Annotated in this window: 16 protein-coding genes; 14 read left to right on the forward strand and 2 right to left on the reverse strand. The window is 57.1% G+C overall.

All coding sequences use genetic code 11. The features are described 5' to 3' along the window. Positions 1 to 96 precede the first annotated feature (96 nt). The 12 genes from METLU_RS0110065 (at position 97) to METLU_RS0110125 (ending at position 15,302) form a co-directional block, all read left to right on the forward strand. On the forward strand, positions 97 to 1,830 hold the full coding sequence (locus tag METLU_RS0110065; RefSeq protein WP_027158097.1) for an NAD-dependent malic enzyme: 1,734 nt from the start codon (positions 97 to 99) through the stop codon (positions 1,828 to 1,830). Positions 1,831 to 2,026: 196 nt separating this feature from the next. After that, entirely contained in the window at positions 2,027 to 2,230 is a 204-nt protein-coding gene (locus METLU_RS25070; RefSeq protein ID WP_036243004.1) for a hypothetical protein, read from the forward strand. A gap of 64 nt (positions 2,231 to 2,294) precedes the next feature. Further along, positions 2,295 to 2,525, forward strand: coding sequence for a DUF6686 family protein (locus METLU_RS0110075; protein ID WP_027158098.1), 231 nt, complete (start codon positions 2,295 to 2,297; stop codon positions 2,523 to 2,525). 1,196 nt (positions 2,526 to 3,721) lie between these two features. After that, on the forward strand, positions 3,722 to 5,857 hold the full coding sequence (locus METLU_RS0110085) for a TonB-dependent receptor family protein (RefSeq protein WP_027158100.1): 2,136 nt from the start codon (positions 3,722 to 3,724) through the stop codon (positions 5,855 to 5,857). Positions 5,858 to 5,866: 9 nt separating this feature from the next. Next, entirely contained in the window at positions 5,867 to 7,075 is a 1,209-nt protein-coding gene (locus METLU_RS0110090) for an ATP-grasp domain-containing protein (RefSeq protein WP_036243007.1), read from the forward strand. Continuing rightward, the gene (locus METLU_RS0110095; protein ID WP_036243008.1) at positions 7,072 to 8,856 is read left to right on the forward strand and encodes an IucA/IucC family protein; all 1,785 of its coding nucleotides are present in this window, start codon (positions 7,072 to 7,074) and stop codon (positions 8,854 to 8,856) included. The genes METLU_RS0110090 and METLU_RS0110095 overlap by 4 nt, the downstream gene beginning before the upstream one ends. Next, complete coding sequence (locus METLU_RS0110100) at positions 8,853 to 10,025, forward strand: MFS transporter (protein WP_027158103.1); 1,173 nt, start codon at positions 8,853 to 8,855, stop codon at positions 10,023 to 10,025. The genes METLU_RS0110095 and METLU_RS0110100 overlap by 4 nt, the downstream gene beginning before the upstream one ends. Before the next feature lie 17 nt (positions 10,026 to 10,042). Continuing rightward, positions 10,043 to 11,866 (forward strand): IucA/IucC family protein, encoded by a 1,824-nt coding sequence (locus METLU_RS0110105; RefSeq protein WP_036243010.1) that lies wholly within the window; start codon positions 10,043 to 10,045, stop codon positions 11,864 to 11,866. Position 11,867: 1 nt separating this feature from the next. Continuing rightward, positions 11,868 to 13,067, forward strand: coding sequence for a type III PLP-dependent enzyme (locus tag METLU_RS0110110; protein WP_051299867.1), 1,200 nt, complete (start codon positions 11,868 to 11,870; stop codon positions 13,065 to 13,067). A 10-nt stretch (positions 13,068 to 13,077) separates the two neighbouring features. After that, entirely contained in the window at positions 13,078 to 13,854 is a 777-nt protein-coding gene (locus METLU_RS0110115) for an HpcH/HpaI aldolase family protein (RefSeq protein ID WP_027158106.1), read from the forward strand. After that, positions 13,851 to 14,864 (forward strand): PepSY-associated TM helix domain-containing protein, encoded by a 1,014-nt coding sequence (locus METLU_RS0110120; protein ID WP_027158107.1) that lies wholly within the window; start codon positions 13,851 to 13,853, stop codon positions 14,862 to 14,864. Before METLU_RS0110115 ends, METLU_RS0110120 begins: the two co-directional genes overlap by 4 nt. A 108-nt stretch (positions 14,865 to 14,972) precedes the next feature. After that, positions 14,973 to 15,302, forward strand: coding sequence for a cupin domain-containing protein (locus METLU_RS0110125; protein ID WP_027158108.1), 330 nt, complete (start codon positions 14,973 to 14,975; stop codon positions 15,300 to 15,302). On the opposite strand, the gene METLU_RS0110130 is transcribed toward METLU_RS0110125, so the two are convergent. Continuing rightward, positions 15,292 to 16,044 (reverse strand): cytochrome b/b6 domain-containing protein, encoded by a 753-nt coding sequence (locus tag METLU_RS0110130; RefSeq protein ID WP_051299868.1) that lies wholly within the window; start codon positions 16,042 to 16,044, stop codon positions 15,292 to 15,294. The genes METLU_RS0110125 and METLU_RS0110130 overlap by 11 nt on opposite strands. A gap of 283 nt (positions 16,045 to 16,327) precedes the next feature. Between METLU_RS0110130 and gloB the strand changes: the two genes are divergently transcribed. After that, positions 16,328 to 17,092, forward strand: a complete 765-nt coding sequence (gene gloB, locus METLU_RS0110135; RefSeq protein WP_027158110.1) for a hydroxyacylglutathione hydrolase — start codon at positions 16,328 to 16,330, stop codon at positions 17,090 to 17,092. A gap of 127 nt (positions 17,093 to 17,219) precedes the next feature. Here gloB and METLU_RS0110140 read toward each other — a convergent pair whose 3' ends face one another. Then, positions 17,220 to 17,630, reverse strand: coding sequence for a carboxypeptidase-like regulatory domain-containing protein (locus METLU_RS0110140; protein ID WP_027158111.1), 411 nt, complete (start codon positions 17,628 to 17,630; stop codon positions 17,220 to 17,222). A gap of 389 nt (positions 17,631 to 18,019) precedes the next feature. On the opposite strand from METLU_RS0110140, the gene METLU_RS0110145 reads away from it, so the two are divergent. After that, the gene (locus tag METLU_RS0110145) at positions 18,020 to 18,544 is read left to right on the forward strand and encodes a peroxiredoxin (RefSeq protein ID WP_027158112.1); all 525 of its coding nucleotides are present in this window, start codon (positions 18,020 to 18,022) and stop codon (positions 18,542 to 18,544) included. Positions 18,545 to 18,608 lie beyond the last annotated feature (64 nt).

An 18,608-nucleotide genomic window follows, 5' to 3' on the forward strand; every position in this document is an offset into this window, starting at 1 on the left:
ATGCTTTATATCTAATCATCAACCCTTTCTTATCCATGAGCGGTATCAGTTTAAGTCTGAACCAATGCAATTCGGGATCAACTACAAGGAATATTTATGTCGCGACTCAGTGATTACTTCGATTATAAAACGGATAAAAACGGCAACCCTTATGTGGAGGTTGCCGCTCGTGGTATTGTCCTGTTGCGACTGCCGGCAACCAATAAAGGCACCGCCTTTACTGAACAGGAACGTATTGATCTTGGCCTTGACGGTTTGCTTCCGCCGCAAGTAACCACTCTTGAAATCCAGGTAGACCGGCTGTACACGAATTTTCGAAGACAACTTGATGATATTTCAAAATACCAGTTCCTTCGAGCTGTGCAGGATCGTTCCGAGGTGCTCTTTTACGCGCTGCTCGAGCGACATCTGGAAGAAATGACGCCAATTATCTATACGCCGACGATCGGGCTGGCGGTTCAGCAATTCAGCAAGATCTATACGACGGCTCGCGGCCTGACCTTGTCGGCCCAGAATATCGGCCGGGTGGAAACCATTCTCGACAACTATCCCCTGCATGACATTCGAATGATCGTCGTTACGGACGCCTCCGCCATTCTCGGCATCGGCGATCAGGGCATGGGCGGGCTGACCATTTGCGTCGGCAAACTGGCGCTTTATACCGTCGGCGGCGGACTCTGCCCCTTTCAAACCCTGCCGGTCAATCTGGATGTGGGCACGGACCGGACAGAATTGCTTGAAGATCCTCGCTATCTGGGTGTGCATGAAAAGCGCCTGCGCGGTCAGTCCTACTTTGAACTGGTGGATAAATTCGTCAATGCCGTGCAAAAAAAGTGGCCGAAGACCATCATTCAATGGGAAGACTTCGCCAAAAATGTGGCTTTTGACGTGCTGCAAAAATACCGGCATCAAATACCCTGCTTCAACGATGATATTCAAGGCACGGGGGCCGTTGCGCTCGCGGGGCTGTTATCGGCTTGTCGCATAAAAGGCGAAGCCCTTTCCGACCAGATTATTGTGGTAGTCGGCGCGGGCGCCGGCGGTGTCGGCGTCGCCAGCGCCATTCAGGAAGGCATGGTGCGCGACGGCCTGAGCCGCGAGCAGGCGCGCCGGCAGATGTTCGTCATGGACGGGCGCGGTCTGGTTGTCGAGGGGACCACGACCGACGCTTATAAACTGCCGGTCGCGCAATTTGCGGATGTTTATGAGAACTGGCCGATCAACGGCGAACTTCCCACTCTCATGGAAGTCATCAGCAATGCCAAACCCACCGTCCTGATCGGGCTTTCAGGCATCGCCGGCATATTCAACGAGCCTATCATCAAAGCCATGGCCAGGAGCAATCGGCACCCTGTCATCTTCCCGCTGTCGAACCCGACAGCCAATTGCGAAGCCATTCCCGAGGATATCGTTGCCTGGACGCAAGGCCAGGCAATCGTCGCGACAGGCAGCCCGTTTGCTGATGTTGAATATGGCGGCCATAGCCATCCTGTCGGCCAGGGCAATAATGCGTTTATCTTTCCTGGACTTGGTTTTGCCGCCGTATTGGGAGAATGTTCCCGGATCAGCGATGCCATGGTGCTTGAGTCCGCTTATGCGCTGGCCGATTACACGGCTGAGCATTATCTGGCATCCGGCCATATCTATCCCCCTATTGCGGACCTGCGGAAAGTCAGCGTCGTCGTTGCGGCGCGCGTCCTTGCCAGGGCGCTTGAAGACGGCTCATCCCCCCGCCAGGACCTCAAGGGAATCGATCTTGAAGCCTATGTGCGCTCCAGATTCTGGAAAGCCGAGCACCTGCCTTTCACTTACTCGCCTCCGAATAAATAAAATCTTCACATCCTTCGAATGAGGAAATCTTCATAACATTTGGATTGTTGCCAAACGACATCCAGTCAGATGAAAACCGCGGTCTTCCCAACTCCGCCCAATACTTACCATCACCGGGAAACTCGGATATAGAAAAATACTGTACATTATAAATGATAATGATTATCATTTAGAAAAACAAAACGAGGGTCTACTGATGAAATTTTTATTTTCCTTTTTTAGATCGCCCCTGACGGTGAAGCTGGAAATCGAACCGAAATGTCTAGCCTCTTTAATGGAGAAAGGTCAAATCCATGCCACGGATTTCAGATGCCTGGACCTCGGTTCAAAACAAATCGTCTGGAAAATGCTCCTGTCGCTTACCAAGTCAAAAATCGACCAAGGCGCTAAGTTGCTATAAGGCCAATGAAAATGCTTGATATGGCTGAATAATTTCTTATTTACAACTCAAAGGACCCAAGCTTATGACTAAAAAGCCCTGCACCCATGAATACCTGGCGACAAGCGATACTGGCACAGTTTTGATGTGCCGTGAATGTGGCGTGGTGTATCTGCATATGCAAAACATATCATTGCGTTTCGATGTGGAACAATTTTCGAAATTCGCAGCAATGATGACAGAAGCATCGAAAAAACTTGGCGCAGAGTCCACTGAAAAACCGCGCAAGAGCCCGAAGCTTACCTTGGTTCATTGATACTCGCCATCCTTGAAGCGTCTTAATGCGCTGAGGTATAGCTCGCCCTGTGCGGTGAAAGCACAGGGTAAAACATTGTCGCCATGATCTATGACGATATACCACTCAAGGCCTTATGCTGCCTGTCGAGTCCCTATGGAAAATTTACGACGGTTCCCTCAAGGCCAATCGCCAAGTGGCTGATTTCTGTTGTGCGCAGTCTTATCGGCGCATCAATACGCTGGACTGGCAACTGATAGGGTTTCCCTGGTCTGGGTTCGGCTTAAGGAACTGGCTTGCTCGGACAGTAGCCGTACGGTCTATCATTCCAGTCTCCGTACCAAATCGCGCTCTTGCCCGGCAGGAAAGCCTCGTACAATCCAGTAGTCATGATATGAGCAGTCAGTTTGGGTGCTTTGCCGGGGTGGAGATGGTCCTTCAAGGCGGAGTCCGGGTCGTCTTCCGTTCATCGCTGGCGGATTTTCGCCACCATCGGCGCCGAAACTGTCAGGGCCTGGATGATGCCCTGATAAAGCAAAAAAACCAAGGCCGGTCAGAAAAAAACCGGGGATAAGCTGCGCGGTGCCGCCGTGTCCACTTTCCGAACGGTTGAAAAGTCCTCGGTAAAGGTCGTGCCGCAATTCCTGAAAGCTTATTCGGCAGTTCGGACCGTGGACTATTACCGAACCCGTATACAGGCTTCCGCTATACCAAGAGCACGCATTATGGCCTGGATTTAACTCGCGAAAGCCGGATACCCACCTAGCGCCGAGCTAATCTTCTGCTGATCGCCGCCCTGATCACCTTCGCACTTTGGCTCGTTGACCTCAGCCTAAAAGTTTCCGTTACTGAACGGCAACTCAGGATCAACAGTGATTAAAAGCGTTCCCCCTACTCGGTTATTTTTCTCGGCCGAATAGCATGCCGCTATGTCTCCTTTGAGCTATCGCAACCTATTTAGAACTGACGCAAGCGCTGTCAGTCGGCTATTTCGATACACTTGGGAAGCAATAATTCGTGGAGATGCATCTGGAAATAACTCTAACTTATCGTTGTTGATAATCATTCTCATTAGTGATAGCATTATTTACGTTATTTATCCGGCTTGCTTCATATCACTATGAAGGTTAATGACTTCCTTTATGGTCCAGGTTCTGAAACATGTCTTCTCCAAACGAACAACGATAACAACAACTGTATTCTCAAGGAGCTACATCATGAAACACGCGGCCACCCGCATGGCGATCACCTTAGCCGGCAGCACTTATCTAATCTCATTCCCACTAGCCGCTGCGGAGCCGGACCAAGAGCCTGCTGTATTGGAAGAAGTGACAGTCGAAGGAGACTGGCTGGGAGCCCCCACCAAGGAAACTGTTCGCACCTATCCTGGGAGTCGTTCCATGGTCACCGACACCGAGCTGCAGCAAGCCGGCGCCCGCACATTGGAAGATGCCTTGCGCCTGGTGCCGGGTGTCCGCGCCCAGGATGAAACCGGTACCGGCATTCTGCCGAATATCGGCATGCGCGGGTTGGATCCCCGGCGCAGCACACGCACGCTGGTGCTGGTCGATGGCATTCCTATGGCCCTCGCCCCTTACGGACAGACGGGCTTGTCCCTGTTCCCTTTGACCATGCAAACGGTAGAAAGCGTCGACGTGGCGCGCGGCGGGGCGGCCGTGCGTTATGGACCGAACAACGTGGGCGGTGTCATCAATTTCATCAGCAAAGCGATCCCGAATAAGTTCAGCGCCACCGCGAGAGAGGCCTTGACGATTTCCACCGACACCGGCAACGTGCTGACCGACACCTACCTGCGCGCCGGCGGTTTCGTGAGCGACAACCTGGGCCTGCAATTCCAGGCCAATACCGTGCTAGGCGATTCGTCGCGCGCCCATTCGGAAACGGAAGTAGAAAACCTGGCCCTGGATGCTCACTGGTTCATCACGGATAACGCTTCCATCAAGGCCGGCATCCAGTATTACAATACCGATACCGAGCTGCCGGGCAGCCTGTCGCCCCAGGCTTACGCGCAGGACCGCTTCCAGTCGCAGCGGCCGTACGACAAGTTCCAGGGCGATACCATCCGGGGACATTTGGTCTATGACCAGAATTTCGATCTTTTCGGCCGGCCCGCCGAATTCAACTGGACCAATTTTGCCCATACCAGCGACCGCGAATTTACTGTCGGCTGCGAACTGAACGCTGCCGCAAGCACATGTAACCTCGATCCGTCCAAGCCATCCAATGGCGTGCAGACCAGTCCGCGCACCTTCACTGTCTTTGGCACGGAGCCCCGTCTGACTGTCAGCGCCCAGACCGGCTGGCTGGGCCACAAGTTCACGCTGGGCGGGCGTTATGTCAACGAAGACGTCGATCAGGGCGTCGACCGGTACCGCCTGGGCACAGATGACGTCACCCATGCCCAGAACTTCCATTTCGATACCGATGCCTTCGCTCTCTATGCCAGCGATACCTTGAGCGTCTGGAACGAGCGGCTCAGTATCACGCCGGGCTTGCGCGCCGAGTGGATCGAGCAAACCAGCCACAACAGGTTGAGAGACATTGTCGTTGACAGCCACAGCAACGAGCTATTGCCCGGCGTCGATGTAGGCTTTCACCTGTGGCCGGATAAAGTCTTCCTGTTCGGCAACGTGCACAAATCCTTGCAGCCCGTGCAATTCACGCAGATTACCCTGGAAGGCGATACCGGTGTAGAAAAGGCCTGGAACTACGAAGCCGGTCTGCGCGTATCGCCACTGGCGGAGCTCGACGCCACATTCACGTATTTCCGTTTCGACTTTGATAACCAGATCGTCAATGTCGTGGAAAACGGCACCACCAAATTCCGCAACCTTGGCCAAGCCGAGCATCAAGGCTATGAAACCGAACTGGACTGGCGTCCGTCTTTCCTGGCCGGCCTCGATCTCAAAGCAGGCTATACCTATGTGGATACGCGGCAGAAGAATGATCTGTTCAGCGGTACGTCTCAGGTCGCGTTTCAAGGCAATGAAGTGCCGTTCAGTTCGCATCATCAAATCACCCTGCAAGGCAACTACCGTATCGACACGGTCAATTTCAACGTCAACGGCTCGTACTTGAGCTCTGCCTACACCGATGCAGCCAACACTGAACTGGAAAGCGCCAATGGCGACCGGGGCAAGATACCGGGCTACTGGCTGTGGAATGCCCAGATCACGAAGGACTTCCGCCTGGACAAGACCAACCTGCGGGTCGGCCTTGCCGGCAACAACCTGTTCAACGAGGACTATTACTTCCGCGGTGTGGATACCAGCCTCGGCAGAATGCCGGGACCGGGCCGCTCCGTCATGCTCAGTCTGCAAATGGATATATAAGGAAAAATTATGCATAACCAAGAATTGATTCTGCTGACCCATGTCCCGACCGAATCGGTCAACGAAGGTTTTCTGCCGGCGGCGCGCCGCCTCGGTCTGTCGCCGGTGCTGTTGACAGACCAGGCCGAGGCGCACCGCCAATATTTCAGCCAGAGCGGGCTGCCGGCCTATCCGGACGCCATCATCGCCTGCGATGTGTTCAACCCGCTCGCGGTTATCGAGGCGATCAGCCGGCGCGGGCACAAACCGGCGGCGGTTTTTTCCAACAGCGATCATCTGCAAACCAGCACCGCCATCGCCGCCGAATACTTCGGACTGTCCGGCAAGGACTGGCGCGTGGCCTACCGTGCCAAAAACAAGGCCGAAATGCGCGCTTACCTGGCCGAGCAAGGCATCGAAACGGTACGGCACGCCGTGGCATGGGCGCCGGACAGCTTGGCGCAGGCCGCGGCCCGCGTGTCTTTCCCTTGCGTCGTCAAACCGCGCGAAGGGGTCGCCAGCCAGGAAGTCGGACTAGCGCAGGATTACGCCGAACTCGCCGCCCATTGCCAGGCGGTCTGGCAAACCCGTCCCGGCCAGGCGATGCTGCTGGAGGAATATATCGTAGGCCCCTTGTGTACGTTGGAAACACTGGGTGATGGCAAAGGGATGCGTGCGCTGGGCGGATTTCACGTACGCCTGTCGGCGCCGCCGCATTTCGTCGAGCTGGAAGCCGAGTGGAGCAGCGAACTGGCGGAGCAGCACGAGGTGCTGAGCCAGATCGCCCGTTTCGGCATCGGCTTCGGCGCCTGCCATACCGAATTTGTGCTGACTCCTCAGGGACCGCGCCTGATCGAGATCAATTACCGCTGTATCGGCGACCGGCGCGATTTTCTGCTGGAGCAGATACTGGGCATCCCGCTGTTTGAAACCGTGCTGCGACTGCACCTGGGCGAACCGCTGCCCTCCCTGTCATTGACGCCGCGCGCAGCCGCGATCCGTTATCTCATCCCCTCGGCGGAGGGCCAGCTCATTAGCGCCCCTGCCCCCTTCAGCCATAACGGCGCGACAGTCGACGTCGCCCTTCGCGTGCTGCGCCGAGCGGGTGAAACCGTGGCGATCACGCATTCCAACAAGGACTACCTGGGCATCCTGACCGGTGTCGGCACAAATGCGGATGCGGTGCGCCAAGTGCTGGCGCAAGCCAGCGGCGACTTAGTCTGGGAGATCCGTTCATGAAAAATCAGCAGGCCTATATTTGTCGGCGCGTTGTCGATGCGCTACTGCGGGAAGATGTCCGGGAAACGGTAAGCCGGGGCCGCATTGTCCCGGCGGCTGACATGCCCTTGCCCGACCTGCCGGTGCAACCCGGCCACTGGCTCGCCGTCGACCATCTGGGTGACGGCTGCCTGTGGATTCCGGTCCGGCCTTGCGCCTTCATGCAGGCATGGGCGCTCCACGATCTGCCGTTGATTTGGCAAGGCGGCGACGGCTATCGCCGACTGGACGATATCGTTGCCATTCTGGCGCTGTTCCGGCAAGGGCTGGATCAAGCCTCGGCCACGCACTTCGACGACTATGCCCAGGAATGCCTGACCGCCGTCGAGCACGGCGCCCTGTGCGCGCAAGAGCGGCAGCGTTATTTTACCGAAGCAAATCATACCCGCCTGTATGCAGGTCTCAGCCCGCGCTGGCAGGAACGGCAGTTGCACTATGAGCGGCTGGCTGCATTTCTCGATCATCCCTTATATCCCACGGCGCGCGCGAAGCTGGGTTTGTCCCCGGACGATCTCGCCGCCTACAGTCCCGAATTCCAGCGCCCCTTTAAGCTACGCTGGTTAGCCGTGGCCAAGGCTATCCATTTCGGCCCGGAGGCTAAGGCAAGCCTGCAAGGCCTCTGTCCCAATTTTGAAGAAGTCGGGCTCGATGCCCAGCTAAGCAGCAATTACACCCTGTTGCCGGTTCACCCCTTGTCCGCGCAACAACAGTTCGATGACCTGGCCGAAGCGCACGGCTTACAGGGCAAGCTCCTGCTGGCGCCCAAGTCTTATCTGGATGTTCTGCCCACTTTGTCGGTACGCACCCTGGCCGTGCAGAGCAGGCCGGGACTGCACATCAAATTGCCCATGGCCATCCGCACCCTGGGCGGCAAAAACATACGCACCATCAAGCCCAGCACCATCGCCGACGGCCACTCCATGCAAAGCCTGCTGGGCCGCATAGCGGTCCAGGACGCCGACATCGCCGGTCGTTTGCTGTTGACCGACGAAAGCATGGGGGCTCACATCAACCATCTGCCCGAACTGGGCTACATCCTGCGCCGCTATCCGTCGGGACTGGAACAGGCTACGGTGGTGCCGGTGGCGGGCCTGCTCGCAGAAACGCCCCAAGGCCGGCTGGTGGCGGAAGAAATGGTGCAGCGTTTTTTTGCCGGCCGACTGGAGGATTTCCTAGACGCCTATCTGGAAACAACGTTGCGCACCCACCTGGTCTTATGGTTGCGCTACGGCATCGCCTTGGAATCCAACCAGCAAAATTCCATGCTGGTGCTCGGCACCAAGGCGCCGTCCTTGCGCCTGCTGCTCAAGGACAACGACGCACCGCGCATCCACGGCGCCCGCCTCGCCGCCCGCTGGCCGACACTGGCTGCGTTCGTGGACGGCTTGCAGGATCGCCGCATCATAGTGGACGACGAGTTGCCTCTGGCGCAGATGTTCACGACCATCACCCTGCAGCTCAACGTGGCCGTCCTGATTGAAGGATTGGCAGATATCGGCCATTTGTCCCGCCGGCAACTTTATGGCTGTGTGCGCGACAAAATAGCAGCGCTGCTCACGGAACTGGCGCGGTGCGGAGAAAACACCGATCTGGCGCGTCGTGCCCTGCTGGAAGACGACCGGCAGTACGTCAAATACCTGCTCACTGCGGCCAGCCTGAAACCCAAGACTGCAACGGGCGCCGCCGACGTCAATAAGTTCTACGGCAAAAGCGGGCCTAACTTTCTCAAGGAGAGTTTGTGAGCATCGCCCAGCGCCGCATGGTGATGGTGGTCATGTTCTGCCACTTCATCGCAGCTTTCGCCGCCCTCGGCATGCCGCCCTTCTTCGCCCTGATCCTCAGCGAATCGCTGCACAGCAGCGGCACTTATCTGGCCGGCTGGTTCTACGTGGTGCCGACGATTTTCACAGCGCTATCCAGTCCCTGGTGGGGCATATGGGCCGACCGTATCGGCAAGAAGATCTCGCTGCTGCGCGCGCAACTGGGATTGTCAGTCAGTTTCCTGCTGGCCGGCTATAGCGACAGTACGGGGCTATTCTTTCTGGCTCTGGCTTTGCAGGGCATGCTGGGCGGCACCTTTGCCGCTTCCAATGCTTATCTGGCGACTATGGCCAGCGGCCCCGCCCTGGCCCGCAGCCTGACACTGATGCAAGGCTCCGCGCGCGCAGCCCTGGTTGTGGCGCCCGCCGTGCTGGGGTGGTTCGCCGCATCGGTTCCGCCGATAGAACTGTACCGCTACCTGGCCCTGCTGCCGCTGGCTGCGGCCTTGCTGCTTTGGGCACTGCCCGAAACAGCGCCGGGCCCATCCGTTGATGATCGACCTCAAAAAACCAACGCCCGCCCACTGCTGCTGTCGGCAAACAACATTTACGCGCTGCAATTTGCCTTCGTATTCGCCACTGTCGCCACATTCCCCTACTTCGTCCCTTATGCCCAAGGTCTGGATTCAGTTTCTGTCGAACTGGCCGGCTTGCTATTCGGCGTGCCTAACCTGCTTTACCTCGTCACAGCCGGCGTCCTGTCCGGCCGTTTCGGACAACGGCTGTCGCCGGCAGGGCTGGCGTGGACGTTCCTGTTAATGGCCGTCGCCCTGTTCGGCCAGGCCCAGACCCAAAGCCTGACGGGCCTGATCCTGTGGCGGGTACTGATGGGATTGGCCATGACCGGCGGCTTTATCGGGCTGCATGCCCTGATCGCGGCGCTGGTGCGCGAAGGCCATGCCGGACGCACTTTCGGCTGGCTGGAAAGCGGCTCGAAGTGGGGCGCGGTAGCAGCCGGGCTGGCCGCCGGGGTCATGGTGGACAGATTTGGCCCACAGGCACCTTTTTTACTCGGCGCCGGCATTATGGCCGCTGCTGCCGGCTGGCTGGCGGTTTCAGGCTTTTGCCGCTGGCGCCCCGAAAATATCTGACACTCTGGAGAAAAACCATGGGAAATCAAGCTCTGCAAACTTTTTATCAGACTTGCTCGGCCGAGGATCAGGCTGGCCAGCGCAGTCTGGAGACATTACTCAATTGTTATTGCCGGGAAGTCGCCGGCCCGGCCGGCCAGATCAGCATTGGCCCCCTGTTCGGCCAGGGCGATTGGCCCATGGCGTTGCGCGCGGCACTGGGGCAAGGCGGCGGAAAGGCCATGCACATCCTGCTGCCGCACAGCGGAGAGCGTCTGTTAGTGTTGGTCGGTCAGGCATCGCCGACCGGCAACTACCGTTATCATTCACCTTTCTACTACAAGTCGCCGGGCCGGCCCTGGGCGCCTTTGGAGTGGCGCACTTTGGCGACGCTGCTGCTGCGCGACCTGGCAGTCCAGAATGACATACCGTTCAATGAGGAACTGCTGGAACAAATCCGCGACAGCGTCGCAGTGACCGGCGCGATTCTCGCCGAGCCGCAACCGGCAGCCCCCAGCGACGCCTTGGCGGCCTATGTGGATTCCGAGCAGTCCCTCGCGTTCGGCCATCCGTTCCATCCCGCCCCGAAGAGCCGGCAAGACTTCTCGGCTGCGGATCTGCGATGCTATGCGCCGGAACTGCGCGCCAGCTTCCCGCTGCATTATTTTGCTGTGCGCCGCGAACACTGGCTCCAGAATTCGCTGCTGCCGGAATCCACCGATGCCCTGCTGGCTGCCCAGGCGCCTGCCGGCCTGCAAGCGGACGATGATTTCGCCTTGCTGCCGGCGCATCCCTGGCAAGCGCGCTATTTATTATCCCTGCCAGCAGTGCGGGCGGCCATCGAACAGGACCGGCTGCGCGACCTGGGTTCGCAAGGGCCGGCCTATTTTGCCACCTCATCGATACGCACGCTGTTCCATCCGGACAATCCCTATTTTTACAAGTGTTCCCTGCAGGTGCGCATTACCAATTGCGTGCGAAAGAATGCTGTTTACGAACTGGAAGGGGCGCTGCAAGTCACGCGCATCATGCAGACCCTCTGTCCTCGCCTGGCGGCGCAATTTCCTACCCTGCGAGTGCTGGAAGAACCGGCCTACGCGTCGGTACGGCTGAGCGACAATGAATCCCAGGCCGAGCGGGAGGCGACGGAAGGCTTCGGTCTGATCCTGCGCCAGGGACTGGACCCGATAGATACCGGAACTGTGACGCCGCTGCTCGCCGGTTCGCTGTTCGGCAATCATACGCGGGGCCAGGCGCGTCTGTCGGACATCCTGGACAAGCTGGCACAAAAGCAGGCCGCGCCGCGGGATGCGGTAGCCGAAGACTGGTTCTCGGCCTATGTGGAGCAACTGCTGCCGCCAGTGCTGCATTGTTTTTTCGACCACGGCATCATCTTCGAACCGCATTTGCAGAACGTGCTGCTCGGTTTGACCGAGAACTGGCCCAGCCACATCTGGCTGCGCGATTTCGAGGGCGTCAAACTGGTAACAGGGCGATTCAATGCCGTTTCGCTCGATGCCGTCGACGCGAGGGTGCTACAGGCGCTGTTTTACAGCGACGATCAGGGTTGGAACCGCATCGCTTACTGCCTGCTGGTCAACAACTTCTGCGAAGCCGTAGCGCAGTTGAGCGTCTTGCACCCATCCCTGGAACAGCGCCTGTGGCGTATTGTCGGACACCAGTTGCGCCGCTACCTGGCTCACCACGGCAACCCGAACGCGGCACGACGCATCAATGCCCTGCTGGCCGGCGCCCCTTTCCCGGCCAAGGCCAACCTGATCAACCGTTTCTACAAGCGTCCCGATCGCAACGCCACCTATCTGTCATTGCCCAGCCCATTAGCCTACCTGGGGGATATCTGACATGAAGGAACCATCAACCCGCGTGACGGAAGCCGCCCGGCGCGCCTGTAACGATGAGCCGCTGTGCGCCTATATCTACGATCTGGCATCGCTGGACCGGCATGCCGCCGGTCTGGCCGCTTCGCTGCCGGACAATTGCGAGCTGTTTTACGCCGTCAAGGCGAATTCCGATCTGCCGATCCTGCAAACCCTGGCCCCTCATGTCCACGGGTTCGAGGTCGCATCGGGCGGCGAATTAGCCTGGGTACGCGCCCATTTCCCGGATGCGCCGGTGATTTTCGGCGGACCCGGCAAGCTGGATACGGAGCTGGCCGCTGCTCTGGAACTCGGCGTGGAATTGCTGCATGTGGAAAGCCTGGGCGAGTTACGGCGGCTCGCCTGGCTGGCTTGGCGCGCGGACCGGCAGGTTGATGTGCTGCTGCGCATCAACCTGCCCCTGGATGACATGCCAGTCACCACCTTGACCATGGGCGGCCAAGCCACCCCGTTCGGCATAGATGTCGGCCAACTGCCCGAATGCCTGATATGGCTGGCGCAGCATCCAGAAGTTCGTTTACACGGCTTCCATTTTCACCTGATGTCCCATCAGCTGGATGCTAGAGCGCATCTGATCTTGCTCGAGCGCTACTTCCGCCAAGTGCGGCAGTGGAATGAGCAATTCGGGCTTGCCATTAATCATATCAATGTAGGCGGCGGCATCGGCATCAATTACCGCGAGCCCGACCGGCAATTCGACTGGCCGGCGTTCAGCAGCGGCCTGGCGGCCTTAGTAAAAAGCGAAAGCATGGCGGACTGGCGCATCCGTTTCGAGCTTGGCCGCTATATGACGGCGGCCTGCGGCTATTACGTTATGCAGGTGCTGGATATCAAGCAATGCTTCGGACGCTATTTCGTGGTCGGCCGCGGGGGCACGCACCATTTCCGCACGCCCTATGCCCAAGGCCACAGCCACCCGTTTTTCGTGTTGCCACAGGAGCACTGGCCCTATCCGTTTCCCCGGCCCGGTGTGGAACAGACCCAGGTCACCGTAGTGGGCCAGCTCTGTACACCGAAAGACGTATTGGCCAGCAATGCGTCGGTGGAACGGGTGCGGGTCGGTGACCTGCTGCTGTTCCCCTATGCCGGCGCTTATGCCTGGCATATCTCCCACCATGATTTTCTGCGTCACCCGCACCCGCAGCACCTCTATTTATTTTCATAGGAGCCGTCCCATGCTGCAGACCAATAAGCTAAAACAGGCCCTGCGCAGCGGCCAAGCAGTATATGGACTGCTCAATTCCATACCGGCGCCCTTGCTGGTAGAGATGATAGGCTATGCCGGCTACGACTTCGTTATCCTGGATCTGGAACACGTGAACACTAATCCGGAAACCCTGGAAAACATGATCCGGGCGGCGGAATGCGCCGGGCTTACCGCTTTGGTGCGCGTGCCGGGTATGGATGCCGCCGCGATTCTGCGCGCCCTGGACAGCGGCGCGCAAGGCATCGTCGTGCCCCACGTGCAAAACCGTGCCGAAGCGGAAGCAGCCGTCAGCGCCAGCCGCTACCACCCGCTGGGCCAACGCGGCATCAGCGGCGGCCGTACAACGGGTTTCGGCCGCCTGGATCTGCCGAGCTATTTCGAACAGGCCAACGCCGAGCTACTGGTCGCAGTCATGATCGAGGACCGGGCCGGCGTGGAAAACATCGACGCCATCGTCTCCGTGCCGGGCATCGATCTGGTGCTGGAAGGGGCGATCGACCTGTCCCAGTCTTACGGCGTGCCCGGACAGGCCCAGCATCCGGACGTGCAGGCCGCCATCCTGACTATCGCCGATGCCTGCCGCAAACACAACGTGCCATTCTGTGCCATACCGCGCCTGCCGGAACAGGGCGAATACTGGCGGCAGCGCGGCGTTCATGCCTTTCTGCTGGGCGATGACCGGGGCGTCGCCTTCCGCGCATTCAAGGCGCACCTGCAAAGCTGGAAAAACCAGTCATTACCATGAACGCGGCTATTTCCTCCAGGAAATTGTGGTTCGGCCATCTTTACTTAGGAATTGCGCTTGCCCTGCCCCTGCTGATCATTGCCGCCAGCGGCATCGTGTTGAGCTTTTACGATGACTTGCGTTACGCCTCGCCGCCTTACCGCCTGGCAGAACCGGTGCGCCAGCCGCGCGATGCCGGCGCCCTGGCCGAATCGATTCGGCGCCACTTTCCCCGCCACCGCCTGGAGGTGCTGTTTCTGCCGACGGCTCCCGAGCATAGCGCCAGGGCCAGACTGACCGGGCCGGAACCGCTGCTGGTGTTTATTCATCCCGGCACGGCCGCCATCCTGGCGACCAGGAACGGCGCCGATCCGGACGGACTGGATTGGCTGCGGGAACTGCATCGAGGCAGCGTATTGGGCCTGCCCGGAAAGATTGCCGCCAGCATGGCCGGTCTGGGGACGCTGTTTCTTTGGCTGATGGGGTTGTGGCTAGGGTTCAGGCGCAGGGCAACGGTAAAACGGCAGCGGGCAAAGCTTTTCCCTGGACTCATGGCGATTCATCGGCAAACGGGATTGCTGCTGGGCGGTCCTGTTGCCGTTCTGGCCTTGCTGGGAGCGTTGCTCAACTTTGCCGGCCCTTTGATGCAATGGCTGGACCCGCCGCCGACCATCACAGAGCCCGCTTCCACGCGGCAGATGCTGCCGCTGCCTGGACTGATCGATGCTGCGGTTGAAGGTTATCGCAATGCTCCGCTGGAGCGCATCTACTTCCCGGCCGACGCAAGCCAGCCATGGCGTTTTCGGTTCCTGGACGGCAGTTGGGAGTTTATGGACGGTCAAAGGGGAACGCTGCTAAAACTCAAAACGCCTTTCTCTCACTGGACCATGCTGCTGTATCCCCTGCATAGCGGCAAATTGCCGGGCATCTGGGGCCATTGGCTGCTGGTCCTTTGCGGCATCGCCTTGCTTTTCCTGCTCGGCAGCGGCGTGCAGCGCGGCTGGCGCATCATCAAGCCGCGCTGCCGTTAGGTATCCTTGTGCAGGTCAAGCTCAATTCAATCAATTTCATGTGAGTAAATAGAACAAATTTTTGTGCATCCTGTCTAATTTAGTATTTTAAAAAGGAAGGTAAAGGCCATGGCAACACATCATGCGGTTCCGGGGGAAATTGTCGACCTTGCCAGTTGGGCTAACGATCTGCCCAATGAAAAATCAAAGGTCATCATAAAAACAGATGCGATGGAACTGGCGCGCCTCGTCGTGCCCAAAGGCAAGGAGTATCCCAGTCACCAGGTGCCTGGGCCTGTGGTCGTCCATTGCGTTCAAGGGAAGATTGAGTTGACTGCCATGAGCAGGACGCAAGAGTTGCATGACGGTCAACTGCTCTATCTTATGCCGGGAGAACCGCATTCGCTCAGAGGCGTTGAGGATGCGATCATCCTGCTGACCATCTCGCTTACGAACTGATATCGCTTTTGCAGGGCTCTTCATCCACGGGGCATCCGCTGATAACCTTTCGCCCCGTAAACATGGCGGAAATAATGCCGCCGCCTTCTCTTAACTCGGTAACAATGACCGCCGCCACATGCAGAATGACGATGACGGCCAGTATATAAAAAGTGTACAGATGCACTACTGCAACAGGTTTCCGGTAAGCGCGCATGGCTTCGTAAGCGGAAGCGCCATACATCTCGGGCGCATAGGGCGCCAGCGAATCCGGAGCGACGCCGGGCGCGGCCACCCATTGCGCGATCCAATGCCCGATGGGCGGCTGGAATAGATCGGTGCCCGCCAGCACCAGACCGGTGACTGCTTGAGTTGCCATGAGCAGAAGCATTGCGATTACCGACAACCGGCCTATCGGATTGTGGCCCAGGTATTGTTCGGGCTGGCTGGAGAAGAAGGCCGCCGTATAGCGGCGTAACGCCTGAAAATAGCCTCTGCCGCCGGGAAGAATGGAGCGCCACCTCGCATGACGGTTGCCCCAAAACCCCCACACGATGCGCCAGAGCAGATTGAGCGCGAAGACGTAGCCGATCCAGGCGTGAACCGTTTTAAGCATCACTTTACCGGCATTGTGAACCCCAAGATCGCCGGCGTTGAGAATCACAAGCCCCACAACCGCCAGGGCCGTAACGCAAAGTACATTAATCCAGTGAAACCAGCGGATGCCTGCATCCCACACTCCATAACATTTCAGTTCTGACATACCCATTCTCTATTTTTCTATTCGAGGATTCATCCGCAATTACAGCCTTTGCAAATGACTGTTGATTTGTAATCGTTTTTATCTATCCAATAAGCTATTATCCAGTTCCGCATTGTTATATGCCAGCCATGTGCGATTGCCGAGGGACTTTATGAGCCGGATTTTTATCAGCCAGATATAGTTTAGATGACATCTTGCCCAATATATGGCATCAAGCGATATTTACCGTCCGTCTTTATAGACTATTTGATTTATTCAACGAAACAGACTGGAGCCAAAATAAATGCTGGAAATAATTCACATCCCTGTCCTGAACGATAATTACATTTATCTGATCCACGACCCCGCATCCGGTGAAACGGCCGCCGTAGACCCGGCCCTTGCTCAACCGGTGCTGGATGTCCTGCATGAAAAAGGCTGGCGCCTGAAATACATTCTGAACACGCATCACCACGGCGACCATGTCGGCGGCAATCTGGAATTGAAGGAAAAAACCGGCTGCACGATCATTGCGGGCCATTTCGATAAGGATCGCATCCCCGGCATTGATATTGGCGTCAATGAGGGCGACCGGATTTCGCTCGGCCGGCATGTGGCCGACGTTATATTCACGCCCGGTCATACCCGTAGCCATGTGGTTTATCATTTTGCTGATGACGATGCGCTGTTTTGCGGAGATACGTTATTCGTGATGGGGTGCGGCCGCCTGTTTGAAGGCACGGCCGAGCAGATGTGGCATTCACTACAGAAACTGAAAGCCTTGCCCGCTTCCACGCGCATCTATTGCGCGCATGAATACACGCAAGCCAATGGCCGGTTCGCTTTAAGCGTAGAGCCTGATAACCGGCAGTTAGCGCAAAGAATGGACGAGGTCAATCGATTGCGGGCGAAGCACCTGCCGACTGTGCCTTCAACCCTGGCGCAGGAATTGGCAACCAATCCTTTTTTCAGGGAAGACAGTCCGATGCTGCAAAAAACCATCAATATGACGGGTGAAGCACCGGTGCGGGTGTTTGCGGAAACCCGAAAGTTGAAGGATCGGTTTTAAAACCCGGCGACCGCGAATTTATGCCTGCTCCCAGGCTCTGCTTTCAGTTCCTTGAAGAAGAGCGGGAGCAAGGTTGTTGGAATAGATCAATGGGCGAACAACCATCCCTGATGGCTCAATCGGCCTATTACAGGGGCCAGTAGAATGACAACGAGGCCCTCTTTCCACCGCCTACCCTGGCCTTCTGGCGCATGACACTCCCATCTTTCTCGGCGAGAACGGTATAATTTCCGGGCTTGAGTCTGGCAAAAAGAAAAGGGCCGTCGGATACGGTTTCAATAACCGTGTTGCCTTGCGCATCGGCAATCCTGACATTGACGTCGGCAAGAAATTCGCCTGTTCCTTTAGCGGCGAACAGCAGGTTCAAATTGTAATCGCTTTTCATGGCTTCCATGGCGTTACGCTCGCCCTCGCCAATGCCGCCGCTGACGAATGTCACGTCGCCTTGCGTTTGGGGCTCTGGCCAGTCTTCTTGTGCAAAAGCCTGCAGGCTGAATAGAAAACAGGGCATAACCAGCGCGTAGAATAATCGTTTCATAAAGAGTTCTCCTTGATCATTAAAAGATGCGGGATGCATGGGCATTAAATCCAGTCCCAAGGAAAAATATTCTCCAAATATAACGAATTTACATCCGCCTGTCTGCTCGGTAGCGTACAAACTGTGAGCAGGTACTTGACGCCGGACTTTGCTGCCTCCCGGAAAACTGAGCTCATTGACAATACGATTGGCGTGGATCAGTCAAGGCATCACAAAATAATTCGTTTTATAACGGAAACAATCCGTTTTTAATTGTCATAAATCACCAATAGACTGTCATCGTGTTGAACGAGAACAGTTGCTATAACGTAAAAGCTATCCCGCGCAATCTCGTCTACAAGCCTTTATTTCGAATGCGTAAAAATTCGACACAAAACCGGAGGTAAGCCATGGCATCAACTGTGCCCAACGTTGTTTTCAAAACCCGCGTCCGCGACGAAAGTGTCGGAGGCGATAATCCTTTTCGCTGGCAGGACGTCACTACAGATGACGTTTTCGCAGGCAAAAAAATCGTGCTGTTTGCATTGCCGGGCGCCTTCACGCCAACCTGCTCCAGCGCGCACCTGCCGGGTTACGACGCCAGATACTCGGAAATCATCGATCAGGGTGTGGATGAAGTGTACTGTTTAGGCGTCAACGATGCCTTTACCATGTATCAATGGGCTAAGCATCTGGGCATTAAACACGTAAAAATGCTGCCTGACGGCAATGGGGATTTTACCCGGGGCATGGATATGCTGGTCAAAAAAGAAAATCTGGGGTTCGGCTGTCGATCGTGGCGTTATTCCATGCTGGTCGATGACAAAAAAATCATCAAACTGTTCTGCGAAGAGGGAAAAACGGATAATTGCCCGGATGATCCGTTCACCGTCAGCGATGCCGATACAATGCTCGACTATTTAAAGCACCATTAATCCGCTGTACGGACCGGACGGGCGTGAGTCACAATGGCCCGGTCCATCACTGGCCGTAGGGTAC

This window comes from Methylobacter luteus IMV-B-3098 (genome assembly GCF_000427625.1).
Classification (GTDB): Bacteria; Pseudomonadota; Gammaproteobacteria; order Methylococcales; family Methylomonadaceae; genus Methylobacter; species Methylobacter luteus.

Bases quoted from the DNA above. Each gene is read 5' to 3' on its own strand.
- METLU_RS0110065 (WP_027158097.1), top strand. From the start codon at position 97: ATGTCGCGACTCAGTGATTACTTCGATTATAAAACGGATAAAAACGGC.
- METLU_RS25070 (WP_036243004.1), top strand. From the start codon at position 2,027: ATGAAATTTTTATTTTCCTTTTTTAGATCGCCCCTGACGGTGAAGCTG.
- METLU_RS0110075 (WP_027158098.1), top strand. From the start codon at position 2,295: ATGACTAAAAAGCCCTGCACCCATGAATACCTGGCGACAAGCGATACT.
- METLU_RS0110085 (WP_027158100.1), top strand. From the start codon at position 3,722: ATGAAACACGCGGCCACCCGCATGGCGATCACCTTAGCCGGCAGCACT.
- METLU_RS0110090 (WP_036243007.1), top strand. From the start codon at position 5,867: ATGCATAACCAAGAATTGATTCTGCTGACCCATGTCCCGACCGAATCG.
- METLU_RS0110095 (WP_036243008.1), top strand. From the start codon at position 7,072: ATGAAAAATCAGCAGGCCTATATTTGTCGGCGCGTTGTCGATGCGCTA.
- METLU_RS0110105 (WP_036243010.1), top strand. From the start codon at position 10,043: ATGGGAAATCAAGCTCTGCAAACTTTTTATCAGACTTGCTCGGCCGAG.
- METLU_RS0110110 (WP_051299867.1), top strand. From the start codon at position 11,868: ATGAAGGAACCATCAACCCGCGTGACGGAAGCCGCCCGGCGCGCCTGT.
- METLU_RS0110115 (WP_027158106.1), top strand. From the start codon at position 13,078: ATGCTGCAGACCAATAAGCTAAAACAGGCCCTGCGCAGCGGCCAAGCA.
- METLU_RS0110120 (WP_027158107.1), top strand. From the start codon at position 13,851: ATGAACGCGGCTATTTCCTCCAGGAAATTGTGGTTCGGCCATCTTTAC.
- METLU_RS0110125 (WP_027158108.1), top strand. From the start codon at position 14,973: ATGGCAACACATCATGCGGTTCCGGGGGAAATTGTCGACCTTGCCAGT.
- METLU_RS0110130 (WP_051299868.1), bottom strand. From the start codon at position 16,044: ATGTCAGAACTGAAATGTTATGGAGTGTGGGATGCAGGCATCCGCTGG.
- gloB (WP_027158110.1), top strand. From the start codon at position 16,328: ATGCTGGAAATAATTCACATCCCTGTCCTGAACGATAATTACATTTAT.
- METLU_RS0110140 (WP_027158111.1), bottom strand. From the start codon at position 17,630: ATGAAACGATTATTCTACGCGCTGGTTATGCCCTGTTTTCTATTCAGC.
- METLU_RS0110145 (WP_027158112.1), top strand. From the start codon at position 18,020: ATGGCATCAACTGTGCCCAACGTTGTTTTCAAAACCCGCGTCCGCGAC.